The organism is Spirosoma panaciterrae DSM 21099 (assembly GCF_000374025.1).
Classification (GTDB): domain Bacteria; phylum Bacteroidota; class Bacteroidia; order Cytophagales; family Spirosomataceae; genus Spirosoma; species Spirosoma panaciterrae.
The window spans coordinates 395,382-415,713 of sequence record NZ_KB893173.1 but is presented as its reverse complement, the minus strand read 5'-3'; the positions used below and the strand labels follow the sequence as shown (position 1 = coordinate 415,713).

The following is a 20,332-nucleotide window of genomic DNA, read 5'->3' as shown; positions in this document are numbered from 1 at the left end:
GCTCTGCAAAAACAACACCTTATGCTACTGATCTTTATTGTCGGCTTAGTGGTATCATTCCGACCTGCCCAGAAAACGAAGCTGGAAGGAGCCTGGCAGCTTACTGAGCCTTCAGGAAATATTGTTATGCTGGCCATAGCCGACAACTACCTGATTCAGACCACCTACGAGCCCGCTCGCTTTATCAGTACGCGGGGCGGGGTATTGAGGCAGGAAGGCGATCAATTGAAGCTGATGGTTGAGTTCGATACACAGGATAGCAGTCGGGTAGGACAGACCGAATCGTATCAGTTGGCAACGACGAAAGGACAACTTAGCCTTAGTAGCCCCGCAGGCAATCGGGTGTTTAAACAGCTAACTGAATTAGCGACACCCCTCACCGGACTATGGCGGATAACAGGCCGGGCCAACGATGCCGGACAGATTACGACGATGCAGCGAGGACCCCGTAAAACCATAAAATTGTTGACAGGGAGCCGATTTCAGTGGGTAGCCATCAATCCGCAGACGAAACAGTTTTTTGGGACAGGGGGCGGTACGTACGTGCTGAAATCGGGGATTTACACCGAAACCATTGATTTTTTCTCCCGGGATAATAGCCGCGTAGGTCGTTCGCTCACATTTAGAGCCGCTATCGATGCCGACGAATGGCGTCATACCGGCCAAAGTTCAACTGGAGGGGCTGTAAATGAAATTTGGAGCCGTGAGAAATAGTGGAATTTTATTGATAAAGCTGAATAAATGATGAAATAATAGACTGTGAATTCATAACTGTGCCTAATTTTGTGTTATAACTAATTGCGTTCAATTACACCTCATACAACCTAAAACATTGCCCAATCTATGATTTCTAACCTAACTAGTAAACGCTCAAGCCGCTGGCTCTTGTTGCTGGCGGGGCTTTCTGTTTCAATTGTCGGATATGCACAGGATGCGGTGTCGTACCAAACCCCGCCTAAACCACTGGCCGATCTGGTTACGGTGCCCTCGACGCCTAATGTAAGCATGTCGGGGAAAGGTGACCGGATGATTATGCTTGAGCAGGCCGAAGTGCCGACGATTGCCGAACTGTCGCAACCTGAGCTTAAACTGGCTGGCCTTCGGCTGAATCCGGCCAATACAGGGCCCAGTCGGGCACGGTATATTACGGGGTTGAAACTTCGAAAACTGACCGACAAAGACGAAACGCCCATTGCCGGACTGCCTGCTTCACCCATGATCAGCTACGTAAGCTGGTCGCCCGATGATTCGAAAATTGCCTTTGCCAACTCAACCGATAACCGGATCGATCTGTATGTGATCGATGTGGCAACGGCAACCGCGAAGCAGGTTGGTTCACTGGCTCTGAATGCGACGTTGGGCGCACCCTATCGCTGGCTATCGGACAATAAAAATCTGATTGTGAAGGCTGTACTGGCTGGTCGTGGCCCAGCTCCAGAAGTGAGTCGAGTACCCGTTGGCCCCACTACGCAGGAAAACGTAAAAGGTGCACGCGGACAGGCGCCCACCTATCAGGACCTGCTCAAAAATCCATCCGACGAAAAGCAGTTTGCGTATTATACCACAGCCCAGGTGGTAAAAGCAGGACTGGACGGTACGACAACGACTATTGGTCAGCCCGGTATTATTCTGTCGGCCGATCCATCGCCCGATGGCCAGTACGTCATGATCGAAACGGTACATACACCCTTTTCCTATCTGGTACCTGTATATCGGTTCCCGCTCAAGACGGAGATTTATGCAACAACGGGGGCCTTGGTAAAAACGCTTAATGATGGCCCTTTGCAGGAAAATGTTGCCTACAGTCGGGATGGGGTTCCGACCGGGCCGCGCGATTATACCTGGCGAACCGATGTACCCGCTTCGGTGTATTATACGGTAGCACAGGACAACGGCGATCCGAAAGTAAAGGCTGACATTCGGGATAAAGTATTTTTGCTGGATGCTCCCTTTACTACCGACCCGAAAGAAATCTACGCATCGCAGTTTCGATTTGGTGGTTTCGATTGGGGCAATGCGACCATAGCGCTGGCAAGCGAACGCTGGTGGCAGAGTCGAAAAACCATGACCAAAGTGGTTAATCCAACCTCCTGGCAAACGTCGGTTTTGTTCGACCGTTCATACGAAGATCGGTACACCAATCCAGGGCAGCCTGATATGAAACAAAACCAGTATGGCCGGGATGTGCTTAACATTCTGCCAACGGGTGAAATTCTGATGCTGAACGGACAAGGGTCTTCGCCTGAAGGCGACCGCCCCTTTGTGAGTGTATTGAATTTGAAGACGAAGCAAACGAAGGAGCTCTGGCGCTCGGCGGCTCCCTATTTCGAGCGGCCGGTGGCTGTTCTGGATGCTGCCAAACAGGTGATTCTGACCACTCGTGAGTCGCCCGAAGAAAACCCGAACTACTTCGTTCGGAACCTGAAAGCCCGTATTGCTCCCATTCAGGTTACGTTTTTCCCGCACCCTTACCCACAACTAAAAGGAATCCAGAAGCAGCAACTGCGCTACAAGCGCCCGGACGGTGTCGACCTGACCGCTACGTTGTATCTACCCGTTGGTTATAAAAAAGAGCAAGGGCCGCTACCTACGTTTCTGTGGGCATATCCAGCCGAGTTCAAAAGCAAAGATGCGGCTGGACAGGTGTCGGGTTCGCCTTACCAGTTCAACCGGATTAGCTACTGGGGCGCGGCTGCATTCGTAACAATGGGGTATGCTATTCTGGACAATGCCAGCATTCCGATTGTGGGTGAAGGCGACAAAGAGCCAAACGATACCTATGTAGAGCAACTGGTGGCCAGCGCGAAAGCCGCTATTGACGAAGGGGTTCGGTTAGGCGTAGTTGATTCAACCAAGGTAGGTGTAGGCGGTCACTCGTACGGGGCCTTTATGACGGCTAACCTGCTTACCCACAGCCGGCTGTTTAAGGCGGGCATAGCGCGGAGTGGAGCTTATAACCGGACATTAACGCCCTTTGGGTTCCAGAACGAACAGCGTTCCTACTGGCAGGCGCCTGAGGTGTACAGTAAAATGTCGCCGTTTATGAATGCCGACAAGATGAAAACCCCGCTTCTGCTGATTCATGGCGAAGCGGATAATAATACGGGTACGTTCCCGATTCAGTCGGAGCGGTACTACAATGCGTTGAAAGGATTTGGGGCAACGACCCGGCTGGTGTTTCTACCCTACGAAAGCCATCATTACGATTCCAAAGAATCGCTGTTGCATATGCTGTGGGAAATGAATGGCTGGCTCGATAAATATGTGAAAAACCCAACGACGGCCGCTCAACCTGGCAAAGCCGGTAAAATGGGTGGGGGTAAGTCGGAGAAGTAATTGATTGTCAGTCGGTATTAATCCGACGGAGGAGCGTTTACAGAACTCTCTTCCGTCGGATTAATGCATTTTAAGGAGCATCATATTTTTTCCAGCAGGCTTAAAAACTCCTGCTTCTTATTGCGGGAAACGGGGAGGGCTTTGTTATTGGCCATGACCACTTCGCCACCATCACCCCGGATGTAGCGTTGCACATAGCGCAGGTTAATGAGGTAGCTGTGATGCACCCGGCAGAACCCTTTTGTTTCGAGTACATCTTCCACTTCTTTCAGGGTCTTCGAAATAAGGATGATCTGGCCGTTTTTCAGCGCAAAACGCGTGTACCCACCATCCGATTCGCAATAGTAAATTTCTTCGCTATGAATGATCTGCAGGCCTTCCATGGTGGGTAGCGCAATCCGATCGCCCACTCGCTGGCTTTGCAGGTAACCTAAAAACTGCTCAATATTTGTAGGGGCCTGGGTCGATTGTTCCTGCTCGGCCTTGGCTACGGCCCGAATCAGTTCATCTTTATCAACCGGCTTCAGAATATAATCCAGGGCATTATGGCGGATGGCCTTGATCGCGTATTCGTTGAAGGCCGTCGTGAAGATGACCCGAAAACCATTGTACTTACAGGCTTCCAGCATCTCAAAGCCACTCATACCGGGCATTTCAATGTCCAGAAAAATCAGATCCGGGTGCATCGACTCAATGGCCGCCAGCCCTTCCTGTCCGTTGGCGCAACCGGCCAGAATCTGAACCGATGGACAGTACCGTTTCAGCAGCAGCATCAGTACGTCGCGGCAATGTTTTTCATCGTCAATAAGTAGAGCAGTCATGGTTGTTTGAGTTTCATGGTAAATATAACGCTGGTTCCGGCCGGTTCGCCAGTCGGTCTGGTTAAGTCGGTGAAGTAGATACCTGCATTGACGTCATACACTTCATTCACAATCTGAAGACGTTCTTCGGTAAGGGCATGCCCGTAGGTTTTGTGGGCCGTCAGGCCCCGAAGCTGGGCTTTGGCAGATGCTTCCCGGCCAATGCCATTATCGGTAATTTCGATGACTAAATAGCCATCCTGCTCCCGGCAATTGACGCATAAGGTTGGCTTACAAACGTTTGGTTGCAGAAGCCCATGTCGAATGGCGTTTTCAATATAGGGATAGGTGACCATAGGAGGTAGGCGCACCAGATCAGGATTGAGCGGTTCACTAACAGTTAGCTGGAAATTAAACTGATGATCGCACCGTAACGACTCTAGTTCGACGTACAAGTTCAAGGCGGCCAGCTCGTTGTTCAGGCTAACCCATTCGTTGGCGGTGTTGGCCATAATCTGGCGCATCAGCTTCGAAAATTTGGTCAAGTAGAGCGACGCCTGTTCCGACTCATTTTCCAGAACAAATTTATTGATGGCATTCAGGCTGTTGAAAATGAAATGGGGATTCATTTGCAGCCGTAACGCCAGCAATTTGGTTTCGGCAATCCGTCGGTTGTTGAGAGCGAGCTGTTGCTGCACCTGCTGATAGGCCTGTTCAGTTTCGACCCGTCGAATCTTCTGGGCACACAAGGCCGCAATTTTAGTCAGAATGGTGAGGTGATGAGGACGAAAAAATCCCCGTCTGGGATGCTCGGCATCGATTACCCCCCAAACGCTACCGTTATGCCAGATTGGTACGGCAATTTCGGAAAGACGAACGGCGTCGTCGGCAATATAGCGTTTGTCAAGAGCCGTATTGTCGACCCGTTCGGGCTTGCCGGTTTGGGCAACTGATCCAACAATGCCCTCGCCTACAGCCAGTTCGATGGGCTGATAAATGGTCCCGGCAGTTGAGTCTTTAGGTCCATGAGCTGCTTTTTGAATCAGGATGTTGCGGCTTTTATCAAGTTCATAAATTACACAATCAACAAACTTCAGTCGAGCAATGCAGTTCCTGACCACGTCCCATAGTACCTCATCAACAGTGCTCTGCTCCAGCAGCGACATTGCGAAGAAATTAATGACCCGTTCTATTTCCAGTTCTTCTTTCAGAGAAGGCTGGGGTTTCGGCCTCGAAACGGTTTTTTTATCATTTGCCACAATCCGTTTGTTGTATGAGTTAATCGATGAACAAAAGAGCATGGTGTCTGTGAAACCACCTAGCCCGAACCAATAACAGGCGGATTTGGCCCGATAACTGGGGCACTGTGCCAATATTTGGTAACCATCGAGAAGCATTACGGGCAGGCAAGCCTGTTATGGCGCTAATGCTACCAGTTATTGCTCAGATGCTACCCGTTGTTGACTGAGACTGGGAGTTATAGGTAACAACTCGAAATTTGTTTTCAAATTGAACATGGAGATACGTTTAACGCTCCCCATTGTTCGTTCAAAACCCTCTTGGTTTGGTTCGTATTTCGTATGCCATCGTATAGTATATTCGTTCGATTAAGGTGCCGGCAGAACGAACAGGTGCCTGTGAATGTATGCCCCTGCTTCGGATGAGTCGCGCTGTCACAAAAAGGGATACTGTAAGCGATTGGGCCAGACGTATGAACTGGTGTCCGTTGGTTTTACTGATGCTCGTTGTTGGGCCGTGTCTGGGTCAGCTTCCGGCTATATCGTTTCAGCGGCTGAACCTGCAACAGGGGCTACCTGCGAATTTTACCTCGGCCATAACTCAGGATAAGGCCGGATTCATCTGGATCGCTACCGTGAATGGCCTGTGTCGGTTCGATGGGTTGCGCTGCCTTCGGTTTACGCGTCGGCCAGGTGATCCCAGGTCCTTATCGCATCGTATTCTGCGCTGCGTGTTTACTTCCCGCAATGGCACCCTTTGGGTAGGAGCGCAGGAAGGCTTAAATCAATTTGAACCCGCTACGCAGTCGTTCAGGCGGTATTCATTTGCCACTCTAGGAGCAGGCTGTGATTTTGTTCGCTATATCACCGAAGGTCAGGGAGGGCAATTGTGGCTCGCTACCAAAGGAGGGGTGGTTGGCTTTGATCCTAAAACACGGAAATCGACCTTAATAAACCTGCCTGCCGGTACGGCTTCACCTGCGGATGTAAAATCGATTCGCCGGATTCTGGTCGATGGAAATACCCTCTGGATTGGAACACAGGGTGGGTTGTTTGCGTATAATCTAAGCACGAAAGAGGTGCGCTCATGGTTGCCTAATGTGTACATTTCAGCCCTGGTCCGGCATCCCCAAACGGATGAAATTTTTGTTGGTACAAATCAGGGACTTTTGGCCCGGCTCAGTCCGACTACGGGCACGCTTCTGCCCGTTAAGGAGCTAAACGTTGAGGAGCCTATTGCAGCCATATTGTTTACCCGATCGGGCGATTTGTGGGTGGGGGTCAATCGGAATGGGCTTTACCATTTCGATGCGGCCAGTAAGCGGTTCCTCGCTTACAAAAACAATGAAAACAACCCGCGCAGTCTCATCTCCAACTCCATTTGCGCGCTGTTTGAAGACCAGGCTGGCGTTGTTTGGGTACTGACCGACGATTCGGGCGTTTGCTGGTTCAATCCAACGGTCGAAAAATTTCACTCCTTATTTGACGAAGTGAATTACAAACCCGACAACACCCTGGGGTTTGACGCAGCAGGTTTGTCCATCGATCCTACCGACAACTCGGTATGGGTAGCTACGCGAGATGGTGTAGCCCATATCAATCCATACCAGAAAACGTATCAACTTTTTCATCATAATCCGGCCAATAGCAACAGTATCCGGAACAATTTCAACTACTCCATTCTGGCCGATCATGCCCGCCGGATTTGGATTGGTACCAATAGTGGACTGGATTGGCTGGACCCGGTTACCCATCACATAACCCACATACCGAGTGTAGCCAGTTCGGATGAAAAGCCCGTGACGGGGGCTCATCAGGCGATTGCAGGCGACCAGGTGTTTGGGTTACTTAAAGCTCCCGACGGACGAATATTTATCGGCACGAATGAAAAGCTGACTATTTATGACCCCCGAACCAATCGCTTTTCGAACCACTATAACGACCCTCGTATTGCCAATCTACCCGGTAAAAATTACAATACCCTGTATTTCGACCGGGAAAACAATCTGTGGGTGGGCGGTCTGGGTCCCATTTACAAAATAAGCCCCGATTTCAAACTTCTGGCTCAATATGTACACAGTGATGACCCGCATAGCCTCCCCGACGATGGAGCAACCGGGTTTGCTGAAGATCGATTCGGGCGTATGTGGGTGAGTACGGATGATGGAATCGGTTGCCTGGACCAGAAAACAGGTACGTTTCAGGTGTTTACAACGCAGCACGGACTGCCTCATTTCGATGGATCGGCGGTTTTTATTGAGGGAGATACCGTTTGGATCAGCACCAGTCGGGGGTTGGCTCTGGCCGATGTCCGGCATCCCAAGTTTACGGTGTTTACGGAGGCTGACGTATTTTCGGCCTCCGAATTTGAATCGGGTTCCATTGTCCGTGATGCATCCGGACGACTCTACTTTGGGGCAATGCATGGGCTGGTGTATACCGATCCGAAACGTATGCGGAGAAACCAGTTTGTGCCACCGATACGCCTGACATCGTTTCGGGTAAATGCACAGGAGTTATTGCATGATCCATCCGATAGTCTGGGCAAACTGGAGCTGCGATACACCCAGAATATGTTTACGTTCGATATGGCGGCCCTGAGTTTCGACAATCCCGGCGATAATCAGTACGCCTACCGGCTGGAGAATTTCGATACGGACTGGAACCGGGAGGGCAACCGGGCTTTTGCCAGTTACACCAACGTACCCCCCGGCGATTATGTCCTGCATGTGATGGCTTCAAACAACGATGGCATCTGGAATCGGGCGGGGTATCGGCTACCAATCAGGATTCAGGCGCCTTTCTGGCAGACCTGGTGGTTTCGGGTCACCACACTGGTTACGTTACTATTACTTACAGGGTTTGTCGCTCGTTGGCGAGAGAAACAACTGGCTGCTCAGCAACGCGAAAAAAGTGAACTCCGCGAGCGGATAGCTGCTTCGGAGATGAAGGCGTTGCGCTCGCAAATGAACCCGCACTTTCTCTATAACTCGTTGAATGCCATTCGGTTATTTATTCTTCAGAATGATAGCGATAATGCGGATAAGTACCTGGTTAAGTTTGCCCGATTGATGCGGCTGATTCTGGACAACTCCCGGCTGGAATGGGTGACGCTCGACAGCGAACTGGAACAGCTTACCTTGTATCTGGAACTGGAACAGCTCCGGTTCGACGACCTGTTCGACTTTTCGGTGGCTGCCGACCCATCGTTAGCATTGGAAAAAACGGCTATTCCGCCCATGATTATTCAGCCATACATCGAAAATGCGATTTTACACGGCATGGCCCATAAAAAAACAAAAGGCTGTATCCGGGTGACGATCGAGCCGAAGTCAACCCATCTGGAATGTACGGTCGAAGATGATGGGGTTGGCCGACAGCGGGCGCAGGTACTCAAAAAGCAGGCTTCAGGCCACAAGAGTGTCGGATTACGCGTAACCGAAGACCGGCTTCAACTGATCGGCCAGCGAAGCGGGCAGGCGGCTGGGGTTCAGATCATCGATAAATACGACGACAGCCAACAACCTACGGGTACCCGAGTGATCATTCAGTTGCCATATAACATCCAGCTGGCCGAGTAGGGCCAAGGTCGCTACGGAGTCGGGTGGGCAACCTAATGCCAACGTTTGTACCCGAAAACGACTTGTCTTGGGGGAGGTCTTCGACCGTTTCGTCGGGTTGCTAGCGAAGGGCAAACAGATCATTGATCCCCAGCATTCGACGGCTGATGAAGCCTTCGCCAAATTCGGCACCAATCATGTGCCCATGCTCACGGGTGCGGGCTTCCAGAAATTTCATGAATGGTTCGCCCGAAATGTAGCTTTGCGGTTCGTGGCTATCTGGATTGAAAAACTGGCTTTTATACGCCTGAATAGCGGCCAGTTTCTGGTCCCAGTAGGGGGTAATATCAACGATAAAATCGGGCTTTAGCGAACGATCCTGAATGAAGTTGTACACCAGAACGGGCCGATGGGCCTCCTGTGGCTGCCCGTCTTTGCCCACCGTTTTGATTTGCCGAAGGCCCGAATAAAAACACGCATCCGCTACCAGTTCAGAGGCTCGTCCGTGGTCGGGATGGCGGTCGTCGGGGGTATTGGTCAGAACAATATGCGGGCGAAACTGGCGGATTAAGGGAATGAGTGCGAGCTGATGTTCTTCATCGTTGCGGAAAAAACCATCCCGAAACCCCAAATTCTCCCGGGCACTCAACTGCATGATCCGGGCTCCCTCTGCGGCTTCCTGAGCCCGGATTTCGGGCGTGCCCCGGGTACCTAGTTCACCGCGCGTCAGGTCTACAACGGCTACTGTTTTGCCTTGTGCAACCAACGAAAGAACCGTGCCTGCACAGGTCATTTCAACGTCGTCGGGGTGGGCCGCAATGGCGAGTACATCTACTGTCATGAAAATGGTTTTGTGATTGGTGGTTACTCTATAGGGTTGTCTCTATACAATCAACCTGCCTGTCGATTTGTTCCAATACGGTTTTAAAAAGCCTGGTAACGATTATTTCGGCTAAACATAGTATTATTGGTGTCCTAACCATTGACTATTTCATTGCCTTAACTTATGTCGTACAAAGCGCTTGCCCTTCAACTAACCTGCCAAACCATTAATGCCTGCCAAACGCGTGAAGAAGCTGAAACGAGAATGCTGGAAACAATCCAGCGCATTGAACGGCAAATTTCCGCATCCCTTTCAACAATCGGGCGTGAGACCTTACTGGTTGTCGTTCCCGAATATTTTCTGACCGGACCGCCAGCAGATGAAACTGTGGAGCAATGGGTCGATAAGGCAGCTCTGGAAATTGATGGGCGTTTGTACGAAGCGATAAGTGCTATGGTGCAACGGCAACAGGTCTATTTTTCGGGCAATGTTTACGAGCAGGACCCTTTTTTTCCGGAGCTGTATTTTCAAACCAGCTTCATTATGGGGCCTAATGGCGACGTACTGCTTCGCTACCGACGGCTGAATACGTTATTTACTCCCACCCCACACGACGTGTGGGAGTTATACCTGGAGGCTTATGGGTACGACTCCCTGTTCCCCGTTGCCAAAACCAACATTGGGAATCTGGCCTGCATCGCGTCAGACGATATTCTTTACCCCGAAGTGGCGCGTTGTCTGACCATGCAGGGGGCTGAGGTGCTGCTTCATTCCTCATCAGAGCTAAATAGCCCATTGCCTACCGCTAAAGGAATTGCCAAACAGGCACGCGCCATCGAAAATATGGCCTATGTGGTTTCGGCCAATTCGGCAGGTATTGTCGGGAGTTCGATCCCTGCCAACACAACCGATGGCGGTTCGTCAATTATTGATCCCAAAGGATTGATTTTGGCAAAAGCCGGTTCAGGCGAAAGCCTGGTGGCCAATGCCGATATTGACCTGGCGGCCCTACGGGAATTTCGTCAGCGGCCTTCGGCCAGTAATTTGCTGGCGCGACAACGGACAGAGCTGTACGCTGGGAGTTATACCAAACATACAGCTTATCCACCCGGCACCCTGCTGAGTCAACCCGCCGAACGACAGCATTTTATGCGTATGCAGCAGGAAGTGATCAAGAAGTTATACAGTTAGCTGGCCACTTCCTGAACTTTTTTACGGCGTCGTTGCAGTCGGAATAGGTTGCTGCCCGCTTCTTCGGGGGTTTGATCGCCCAGCAACACGCCCCAGGCCCTGAGACTATCGACCCGATCGAAAATGACTTTCATGATAGCAATGGCTGGAATTGACAGAAACATCCCCGATACGCCCGCTAAGGCACCCCCAACCAGTACGCCCACAATAGAAACCAGGGCATTGATTCGGACTTTGGAGGCTACGATCAGCGGGACCAGTACGTTGTTGTCGATGAACTGAACGAATAGAAAAATGCCGATTACGCCCAGTATGATCGATAGTTCTGGATTGGTACTGAACGTAACGAGAACCGTAAGCCCTGTTGCGACTAAGCCGCCAATGTATGGGATCAGGTTTAGAATGGCTGCCATCACACCCAGCAGAATAGCGTATTGTACCCCCAGAATCATCAGTCCTATCGAGTTCAGCGCTGCTACACAGGCCGTTTCGATCAGTAGCCCAACCATATAACTCTGGATGACTGCTTTTACTTCGCCCATTACGATACGGATTCGTTCGGTATGTTTTTCCGGGAATAATACGATGATAAAATGCAGTAGCATAGAGCGATAGTACAGCAACAGAAACACGTAGATCGGCATCAGGAGAATGGTACCCAGTGGCCCCGTTATGACCCCGAGCGTATCGGGACTTTGCAGGGTGTTGAGGGTTTGCGCCTGGGCTTTCTGGAGGTATTTTTCCTGCTGCCGATAGCTCACATTGTATTCACGGCGCACCCATCTTTTGGCATCCTGTATAAAATCGTTCAGATGGTCACGGATTTTGGGAATGTCGTCGGTGAAGTCGGATAACTGTACGGAGATCAGGGCGGTTACGCCCGTAATGATAATGATGGCAAGGAGTAAAGCCAGACTGATCGCAATAACTTTGTGCATGCCAAGCCGGGTAAGTCGGTTTTCGATGGGGCGAAGCAAAACAGCAATAAGCCCCGCCAGCGCGAGCGGAACCACAATGTCCTGACCCAGGTAAATACCGGCTGTCAGAATGGCCAGCGCCAGCAGGGAATGCGAGAACTGGTGATAATGGGGTCGTGTAGAGTCGTTGGTCATACGGGAATGAGGGTTTAGGCGTTCAACCTGAAAGCGCAAATTTTGTTCAATACATGTCGACAACGAACGCAACAAACCAATCAGGATCGTAGAATGCAATATACAGTCTGAAACAGGTTGTTTTAAGGTCGTTCGTCCGTCTGAACGAAAACTTACCGTACTTTTGTGGATTCATGATGACACCAACAATTCGAGATGTTGCCTATCAGCTTCGGCAGGGAAAGCTGATTGCCCTGGCCGACGAAACGGGCTGGTCGGTAGCTGTTGACCCGGTCAACGACGCGGCAGTGGCCCAACTACTATCGCTGGTGGGCTTGATGCCTGCTGGTTTAAAGCCGACCGTACTGGTTCAGAATGCCGAGCAGGTCGGGTTGTATGTTCTCAAACTGCCCGACGTTGCCTTCGATCTGGTTGAGTTTGCCGAAAACCCACTTACGGTCGTGTACGATCAGGGAAAAAACATATCATTGCTGGTCTGGCAGCAGGAGCCAATGAGCGATACAGCTACTACAGGGGCTGGCGAAGTGGCGGTTCGGCGGGCCTTGAATACAGACATACAACGACTGATCGGTAGTTTTGGGCGGGGATTACTGACGTTACCCTTTGAATCACTGGCATTACCGCCCCAGGCCGAGTCGTTGATTACCGAACGCTTTGGAACGCTACCCGGCATGCCTAAACGTCCGCGTATAATGCGGCTAAAAGCCAATGGAGAGGTAAGTTTTATCAGAAAATAATTGATTGCCGCCAGGAATCGGTGATAGTAAACGGAAAGTGAACGGGTACCGAGCTGGCTGACGACTAGTAACTAACGAATGAATTTCAGCGAAACACTTCACAAACATCCGATTTTTGATACCATTGCGCAGCAGGCTAATGCGCTTGGGCTACGGGCCTACGTAATTGGCGGATTTGTGCGTGATCTGGTGATGAATCGACCTTCGAAAGACATCGATGTGGTGTGTATTGGAAGTGGTATTGCCCTGGCCGATGCCGTAGGAAAAGCCCTGGGAACGAATGTTTCGGTATTCCCGAACTTTGGGACGGCCATGTTGCGCGACTTGAAAGGGGAGCAGGAATGGGAGGTTGAGTTTGTCGGGGCCCGGAAAGAGTCGTACCGGAGCGATTCCCGCAAACCCATCGTGGAAGATGGTACGCTGGAAGACGATCAGAACCGCCGGGACTTTACAATCAACGCCATGGGAATCAGTCTCAATACGGCTGATTTTGGTGAACTGCTCGATCCGTTCGGTGGCCTGAAAGACATCAAACGAAAAACTATCCGTACTCCACTCAATCCTGATGTGACGTTTTCCGACGATCCTCTGCGGATGATGCGGGCCATCCGGTTTGCTTCCCAATTGAGCTTTGATATTGAACCGGATACGTTCGATGCCATTGTGCGAATGAATGAGCGAGTGAGTATTCTTTCCCGCGAACGCGTCACCGATGAGCTGAACAAAATTATACTGTCGCCTACGCCATCGTATGGCTTCAAACTGCTCTATCACGCCGGGATTCTGGAACGTATTTTTCCCGAGCTGGTAGCCCTGAAAGGGGTTGAAACGATTGAAGGCAAAGGGCATAAGGATAATTTTTACCATACCCTGCAAGTACTGGACAACATCGCGCATCGTTCCCAACCCAGGCCGACTCCAGCCGACCGGGAGAATGAGCTTTGGCTTCGCTGGGCGGCTTTGCTTCACGATATTGCCAAACCGGCAACCAAACGGTTCGACCCCAAAGCGGGCTGGACGTTTCACGGACACGAAGACCTGGGGGCCCGCTGGGTGCCCGGCATTTTCCGCACCATGAAACTGCCCCTCAACGAGCACATGCGGTTTGTTCAGAAGCTCGTGCGGCTACACCTTCGTCCTATTGCTCTTACCAAAGAGCAGATAACTGACTCGGCCCTGCGTCGGCTCCTGTTCGATGCCGGTGCCGATCTGGAAGGGCTAATGGCGTTGTGCCGGGCCGATATTACCTCGAAGAACTACGAGAAAGTGCAGAAGCACCTGCGGAATTTTGATAAGGTAGAACAGAAACTGCACGACCTTGAAGAACGGGATAAACTCCGTAATTTTCAGCCGGTTATTACGGGCGAGTTCATTATGGAAACATTTGGTCTCTCGCCCTCGAAAATCGTGGGCGACATCAAAACCGTTCTGCGGGAGGCTATACTGGATGGATTGATTCCCAATACTATCGAAGCCGCTTACCCATTTTTACTGGAAGAAGGCCGTAAACACGGTTTAACACCTAAAATAGTGAAGCATGCAGAGTGAATGTGAAGAACAACCCGTTACGCACGTTCTCCACGTTTACTTTATAGCCTTTGCTTAATTTACCTTATGGATAACAACAATACCAATTTTCGGCGCTTTTTTGGCGCAGCGCTCACCATTCTGGGAGTTGTCGTCGTTTTATTTGCGCTGGTCGCTTTTCTGTCAGAAGGGAAAGCTGTTTTGGGGCTGCATGTGTCGAAAGCCGAATCGGCTGCCCCCTTCATTGTCGGCATGATTTTTCTGGTCACTGGCGTAAATCTCGTCCGGGAGTCGTAACAGGTCACGGGTTAGTCGGGATAGTCGTGGCTAGCCGAGGATGTACCAAATCCCAAACCGTATTGTCGTCTGCCCACGCAACGTATTGAGTCTTTTTCTGTCTTTCATGCATTACCGCTCAAGTTAGGCTTTGTATGACAATCGAAAGCTCGCGTGCCGTTTGGGTTGATTATCTTCGGTCATTTATTACGCTTCTGGTTGTTGGACACCATGCGGCTTTGGCATACCCAACGTTTGCCTTTTTTGATCCTACTCATTACATCTATTCCACCGCTCCCGTTGTTGACAACGAGCGCTGGGTGATTATGGATCGATTGATTGGGTTCAACGATGTATTCTTTATGCCTCTGATGTTTTTTATCAGTGGACTGTTCGTATATCGAGGCCTTCGCCGGAAGGGGGTTAAGTGGTATCTGAAGGACCGATTCGTTCGGCTGGGTATTCCGTTTCTTGTGGCAGAGTTGCTGATTATTCCACTGGCGTATCTACCGTCTTATTATCTTTCTACGCAATCGACTGACTTAAGGGTGTTTATAGAGGATTACGTTTTTTGGCAGCAATGGCCTGTGGGGCCACCCTGGTTCATTTGGCAGCTATTGGCATTTGATTCAATAACAGCGCTGGTTTTCTGGCTTTTCCCGTCTTTTCTTTCGGCTATCGGAACCACCTTGATCCGCTATAGTCAGACTCCTTTTCGATTCGGGTTAACAATCTACATAAGTACTGCCATTGCCTTGATCCCACTGAGTTTATGGGTCGGGCAATTTACCTGGGTTGGCCAGTGGGGCCCATTTGATTTTCAGCTCAATCGACTGGTATTTTACCTGCTATTTTTTTGGATAGGGGTCGCCTTGGGCAGTACCGACTGGCAACCCCATTTGTTTAAGCAAGGCCGATTGTTCAGTGTCCATTGGGCTGTGTGGGTGGTGTTAAGTTTAGGTGCATACTGGCTGGTCATAGCCGTATCGACGACTGAGGAGAGCTGGGTAAAGCAGGGACAGATTACGGCTACGGAGGGCTACTTCCTGTATGATCTGGCCTTTGTTTCCAGTTGTTTGGCAAGTATGGCGGCTTGTCTGAGTGTTTTCCGGCAAGCTGTCCTGAAATCCAGCGTTGTCTGGACGAATCTATCTGGTAATGCCTATGGAATCTATATCCTGCATTACCCATTCGTAACAGGGCTACAATTTATTTTGTTAGGAAGCCCACTCCCGGTTCCGGTCAAATTCCTGATCGTCTTTTCAGGCGCCTTAGGGCTGAGTTGGGGTATCGTCAGTCTGTTTCGACGAAGCGCAGCAGTGGCTCAGATTGTATAAATACCATGCTGTTGTCACCTCGCTATAATTCGCTCTCTATCGGCCATAAAACGTTTTCAGAGAGGGCACAGACATCATTTTGATAGCTGGGCTGATACCAGCCATGGGTAAGGGTTGATGGGTTGCGGCAGACCATCCGGCTGAATTTGGAGGTACATAAGGTGTAAGTGGGTTGGCGAGCGTGATTTATAGGCATTAAAACCTGTGCGACCCATTTCAGCTAGTTTTTGGCCGCCTTGTACCCAATCGCCCGGACGAACATCGACCTGACTGTTGTGGGCATAATAAAACAGGCCATGCAGGATGGGGTCATACACCCAGATCCAATTGCCTCCCCGGTATTCGGAGCCAGGTTTCCATTGCGTTTCGATGCCGATAACAAGGCCGGATGTCACAGCCAGTATGTCGACCGGAGCACCCGTACGGTCGTCGATAACGTCCTGATTCCGATCAACGATGAAAATATCCTGGGCCGGATGGCTACCCCGAACGGTATAATCGAACAGATCGAAGCCTGTACCCCGATAGCCCTCCCCATGTTTACCGCCGATGGCGCTGGGAGAATAGCCCCGTATCGGAAAGTTGAAGTATAGGCCGGACCGACGCAGACTGTCTCGTTGTATGGAATCCTGCTGAAAACTTTCCTGACTATGAAACCGCTCCTGCAATCCATGCATGATCCGGCTGAACTGCATACGGGCTGAGTCGGGCGTTATGCTCTGTTCGCGGATTTGCGTATATAAGGTTTGGAACCGCTGACAATACGTATACAGGGATGGTTCGTCGGAATCACTGATTACCGTTTGCGACGAGGCCGCATTCAGACCCCCAATCAATAACGCTCCCACAATACCCAATACCCGCATGTACAGAGTTAGGTCAATCTTCACTACGCTAATGGTTCGATTAATTCGTCAAAATTACGCAAAGAAGCGGCATTGACGCATGAAATGGCAGGGAAACGAAAGGCTTTCTGAAAATAACGTTTTAACAGCGGAAAATCTGAAAATCATTTGGAAATAAATTTTATTGTCACGTTATTCGCCCAAATTTATAACAAACAATGCAAACAGGAACTGTAAAATTCTTTAATGAAACCAAAGGGTTTGGCTTCATTAAACCCGATGAAGGTGGCGAAGATATTTTTGTACATGCTACTGGCCTCATCGACCAAATCCGCGAAAACGACAAAGTGAAATTTAATGTCGAGCGTGGACGGAAAGGCTTAAACGCCGTTAATGTCGAAATAGCTTAATTGTAAGATATAAAGACAAGCCGTTGAAAAAAACATGCCTCAAGGCATGTTTTTTTTTGCCCTATCAGTTTCCAGCGCCATTTTTACGGGTTGAAATTTTCTGGTTATGGCCAAGTGTAGTCAGGCATAGTCAAGAAGTGTCAGGTTATGGTCAAGAGTGGTTATTACGATTACACCTGACTAAACTTGACCATTTTTGACTACACTTGACCATCTCCTGACAAGCTTCAACCACGCTTGACAACTTAGTATGACCCCAACTATTGACCAACGGGTAGCGGCCCGGCTCGGCCTGAATACCCGGTCGGTGGCTGCTACCATCGAATTACTCAACGGCGGAGCTACCGTCCCCTTTATTGCCCGATACCGCAAAGAAGCCACTGCCTCGCCCGATCGCGGCCCTCTTGATGAAGTGCAGATTGGACAAATTCGGGAAACGTATCAGAAATTGCTCGAACTCGACAAACGTCGGGAGGCTATTCTGAAAGCTATTGATGAGCAGGGTAAACTCACCCCCGAACTGCGTAAGAAAATTGAGGCTACCGATTCACTCGTTGACCTGGAAGATCTGTATTTGCCTTACAAACAAAAGCGGAAAACTCGGGCCGTACTGGCTATCGAACGTGGCCTGGAGCCACTGGCGAACGTGCTGATGGCGCAACGTGAATCGAATCTGGACCGGATTGCCCAGCGCTATTTATCGGACGCGGTACCAACTATCGATGATGCGCTACAGGGCGCACGCGACATTCTGGCCGAACGAATTAGCGAAGATGCTGATGCCCGGCAACGCATACGGAACCTATTCGACCGCGAAGCCATCATTCGGTCGGTGGTGAAAAAGGGTAAGGATGTGGAAGGGGTAAAATTTAAAGATTACTTCGATTTTGCCGAACCGCTCCGGCGTGTACCTTCCCATAGGCTACTGGCCCTGCGTAGGGGAGAGGCTGAAGGGTTTTTGAGTGTGAGTATAGGTCCCGACGAAGAAGCGGCTATCGAACGGCTCGAACGGCAGTTTGTCGCCGAACGGTCGGGAACACCAGCCTGTAAAGAGCAACTTTCGCTGGCCATACGTGACGGCTACAAACGGTTGCTCAAACCATCGCTTGAGACCGAATTTGCCAATAGTTCGAAAGAAAAGGCTGATGCGGAGGCCATCCGGATTTTTGCCGAAAACCTGCGCCAGCTATTGCTAAGTCCTCCACTCGGTCAGCAGCGGGTATTGGCCATTGATCCAGGCTATCGAACAGGCTGCAAAACGGTTTGTCTGGATGCTCAGGGGAATCTGCTGACCGATACAGTATTATACCTGGCTCAATCCGAAGCCCAGCGCCAGCAGGCTGCGCAGACCGTTCAGAAGTTAGTAGCTCAATACAAGATCGATGCGGTTGCTATTGGAAATGGGACAGCCGGCCGTGAAACGGAAGAATTTATCCAGAGCCTGAACCTGATCAAACAAGCAGGCGAACGCATTCCCATTTTCATGGTGAGCGAACAAGGGGCCTCCATCTATTCGGCTTCGGAAGTGGCCCGGAGCGAATTTCCAGACCAGGATGTCACGGTTCGTGGTGCTGTCAGTATCGGTCGTCGTCTGATGGACCCGCTGGCTGAACTCGTCAAGATCGACCCGAAATCTATTGGGGTAGGGCAGTATCAGCACGATGTGGATCAAACGGATTTAAAAACCAGTCTGGATACGGTGGTCGAAAGCTGCGTGAACCAGGTGGGAGTATCGCTCAATACGGCCAGTGCTTATCTGCTTCGGTATGTGTCGGGACTAGGGCCGCAACTAGCGAATAATATAGTTGCCTACCGGGCCGAACATGGGGCCTTCAGTTCACGCGATCAGTTGAAAAAAGTTGCCCGGCTTGGACCGAAAGTGTTTGAGCAGTGTGCCGGATTTTTGCGGATTGAAGGGGCTAAAAACCCGTTAGACAACAGCGCCGTTCACCCCGAGCGTTATGCCATTGTTGAACGCATGGCAACAGATGCGGGAAGTACGGTTACGGATTTGATCCGTCGGCCCGAGCTTCGCCAGCAGATCAAACCCGAGCGGTATGTGACCGATACAGCCGGGTTGCCAACGCTTCGCGATATTCTGGCGGAGTTGGCCAAACCCGGCCGCGACCCCCGTGAACAGTTGTCAGTATTTGAATATGACGCCCGCGTTCGGTCGGTCGATGATTTGCACGAAGGAATGGTGCTGCCTGGTGTCGTTACGAACATTACCGCCTTTGGCGCTTTTGTCGATATTGGTGTGAAGCAGGATGGTCTGGTACACGTTTCGCAGATGGCGAATCATTTTGTTTCGGACCCGAAAACGGTGGTGAAGGTGCACCAGAAAGTAAAAGTAAAGGTAATGGAAGTCGATAAAGCCCGTAAACGTATTGGATTATCGATGAAATTGTGATAGGTTGCATTGTTCCTATGTGCTTTTGCGTTACTTAAAGGCACTTATGATCCAAAATCCAACCCGTATGCAACAACGCTGGTTCCGGGCTATAATCGGTCCCGTTCTGCTGAGCGCCTGCCTGCTTTCCTTGCTTTCATCCTGCGAAGCCCTTCGTTCGTCGGGCCCATCGGTCAGTCGTCGGCCGTCATCCTCGAAACCTGTTGCCCGCCGTGCGCCAACAGGTAAAACGCCCGCACGCCCACCCGCTGTTCCGGCTAAACCTACAGGTAGAGTTGTCGATGCGCGAACGTATGAAAATCGGTACGTGCCCGAGGTGGTCAAGATTGCCCGGACTTATACGGGTACACCGTATCGATCGGGAGGCAACACGACCGACGGCATCGATTGCTCGGGGCTGGTCTTTGCCGTATTCAACACCGTTGGCTTGCGAATGCCCCGGATATCGTGGCAACAGTCGGAGGTAGGGCATGAAGTTGAAGTGGCCGAAATTCTGCCTGGCGATCTGATCTTCTTCGTTCCCGATAAGGGGCAGGCAGGATATGTATCGCATACGGGCATTGTGACGGAGGTAAATGGCGCGCAGGAAATCCGATTTATCCACGCGTCGTCCTCACGGGGGGTGCGCGAAGACAACCTTTTCAGTGATTACTTCAAAGGCCGTTTTGTGAAAGCCCTACGTCCGTTTTGAGCCAGCAAGCAGCCTTAAATTTTTATAACAAGTAGCCCC

At 50.7% G+C, this 20,332-nt stretch carries 16 protein-coding genes; 11 read left to right on the top strand and 5 right to left on the bottom strand.

The window, feature by feature from the left end; genetic code table 11:
* The first annotated feature begins 21 nt into the window (after nucleotides 1-21).
* Nucleotides 22-714, top strand: a complete 693-nt coding sequence (locus tag B153_RS0105220; RefSeq protein WP_040760869.1) for a hypothetical protein — start codon at nucleotides 22-24, stop codon at nucleotides 712-714.
* 129 nt (nucleotides 715-843) lie between these two features.
* Nucleotides 844-3,336 carry a S9 family peptidase gene (locus B153_RS0105215; protein ID WP_020595622.1) on the top strand — a complete coding sequence of 831 codons (2,493 nt, stop codon included), beginning with the start codon at nucleotides 844-846 and terminating at the stop codon, nucleotides 3,334-3,336.
* A gap of 80 nt (nucleotides 3,337-3,416) precedes the next feature.
* Here B153_RS0105215 and B153_RS0105210 read toward each other — a convergent pair whose 3' ends face one another.
* Together B153_RS0105210 and B153_RS0105205 are read right to left on the bottom strand one after the other, a co-directional pair.
* Complete coding sequence (locus B153_RS0105210) at nucleotides 3,417-4,157, bottom strand: LytR/AlgR family response regulator transcription factor (protein ID WP_020595621.1); 741 nt, start codon at nucleotides 4,155-4,157, stop codon at nucleotides 3,417-3,419.
* The gene (locus tag B153_RS0105205; RefSeq protein WP_040760866.1) at nucleotides 4,154-5,395 is read right to left on the bottom strand and encodes a histidine kinase; all 1,242 of its coding nucleotides are present in this window, start codon (nucleotides 5,393-5,395) and stop codon (nucleotides 4,154-4,156) included. The genes B153_RS0105210 and B153_RS0105205 overlap by 4 nt, the downstream gene beginning before the upstream one ends.
* Nucleotides 5,396-5,847: 452 nt before the next feature.
* Between B153_RS0105205 and B153_RS0105200 the strand changes: the two genes are divergently transcribed.
* Nucleotides 5,848-8,955 carry a sensor histidine kinase gene (locus B153_RS0105200; RefSeq protein WP_020595619.1) on the top strand — a complete coding sequence of 1,036 codons (3,108 nt, stop codon included), beginning with the start codon at nucleotides 5,848-5,850 and terminating at the stop codon, nucleotides 8,953-8,955.
* Nucleotides 8,956-9,055: 100 nt separating this feature from the next.
* On the opposite strand, the gene bshB1 is transcribed toward B153_RS0105200, so the two are convergent.
* Entirely contained in the window at nucleotides 9,056-9,775 is a 720-nt protein-coding gene (bshB1, locus tag B153_RS0105195; protein ID WP_020595618.1) for a bacillithiol biosynthesis deacetylase BshB1, read from the bottom strand.
* Nucleotides 9,776-9,940: 165 nt separating this feature from the next.
* On the opposite strand from bshB1, the gene B153_RS0105190 reads away from it, so the two are divergent.
* Nucleotides 9,941-10,948, top strand: a complete 1,008-nt coding sequence (locus tag B153_RS0105190; RefSeq protein WP_020595617.1) for a nitrilase-related carbon-nitrogen hydrolase — start codon at nucleotides 9,941-9,943, stop codon at nucleotides 10,946-10,948.
* Here B153_RS0105190 and B153_RS0105185 read toward each other — a convergent pair.
* Entirely contained in the window at nucleotides 10,945-12,060 is a 1,116-nt protein-coding gene (locus tag B153_RS0105185) for an AI-2E family transporter (protein ID WP_020595616.1), read from the bottom strand. The two genes, B153_RS0105190 and B153_RS0105185, sit on opposite strands and share 4 nt — an antisense overlap.
* A gap of 173 nt (nucleotides 12,061-12,233) precedes the next feature.
* Between B153_RS0105185 and B153_RS0105180 the strand changes: the two genes are divergently transcribed.
* From B153_RS0105180 to B153_RS0105165, 4 genes are all read left to right on the top strand, one after another.
* The gene (locus B153_RS0105180; RefSeq protein WP_020595615.1) at nucleotides 12,234-12,797 is read left to right on the top strand and encodes an L-threonylcarbamoyladenylate synthase; all 564 of its coding nucleotides are present in this window, start codon (nucleotides 12,234-12,236) and stop codon (nucleotides 12,795-12,797) included.
* Nucleotides 12,798-12,875: 78 nt separating this feature from the next.
* Complete coding sequence (locus B153_RS0105175) at nucleotides 12,876-14,345, top strand: CCA tRNA nucleotidyltransferase (RefSeq protein WP_020595614.1); 1,470 nt, start codon at nucleotides 12,876-12,878, stop codon at nucleotides 14,343-14,345.
* A gap of 66 nt (nucleotides 14,346-14,411) precedes the next feature.
* On the top strand, nucleotides 14,412-14,621 hold the full coding sequence (locus B153_RS0105170; RefSeq protein ID WP_020595613.1) for a hypothetical protein: 210 nt from the start codon (nucleotides 14,412-14,414) through the stop codon (nucleotides 14,619-14,621).
* A 134-nt stretch (nucleotides 14,622-14,755) separates the two neighbouring features.
* A complete protein-coding gene (locus B153_RS0105165; RefSeq protein ID WP_020595612.1) occupies nucleotides 14,756-15,937 on the top strand; it encodes an acyltransferase family protein in 1,182 nt (393 codons plus the stop codon).
* Between the two features lie 74 nt (nucleotides 15,938-16,011).
* Here the strand turns inward: B153_RS0105165 and B153_RS0105160 are convergent, their stop codons facing one another.
* A complete protein-coding gene (locus B153_RS0105160) occupies nucleotides 16,012-16,803 on the bottom strand; it encodes a M23 family metallopeptidase (RefSeq protein WP_020595611.1) in 792 nt (263 codons plus the stop codon).
* 197 nt (nucleotides 16,804-17,000) lie between these two features.
* Here B153_RS0105160 and B153_RS0105155 point away from each other — a divergent pair, with 197 nt between their 5' ends.
* The 3 genes from B153_RS0105155 (at nucleotide 17,001) to B153_RS0105145 (ending at nucleotide 20,293) form a co-directional block, all read left to right on the top strand.
* On the top strand, nucleotides 17,001-17,192 hold the full coding sequence (locus B153_RS0105155; RefSeq protein ID WP_020595610.1) for a cold-shock protein: 192 nt from the start codon (nucleotides 17,001-17,003) through the stop codon (nucleotides 17,190-17,192).
* Nucleotides 17,193-17,442: 250 nt separating this feature from the next.
* Nucleotides 17,443-19,602: a Tex family protein gene (locus B153_RS0105150; protein ID WP_020595609.1), complete on the top strand. Its 2,160-nt coding sequence runs from the start codon at nucleotides 17,443-17,445 to the stop codon at nucleotides 19,600-19,602.
* Between the two features lie 67 nt (nucleotides 19,603-19,669).
* Nucleotides 19,670-20,293: a C40 family peptidase gene (locus B153_RS0105145; protein WP_020595608.1), complete on the top strand. Its 624-nt coding sequence runs from the start codon at nucleotides 19,670-19,672 to the stop codon at nucleotides 20,291-20,293.
* The last annotated feature ends 39 nt before the right edge of the window (nucleotides 20,294-20,332 follow it).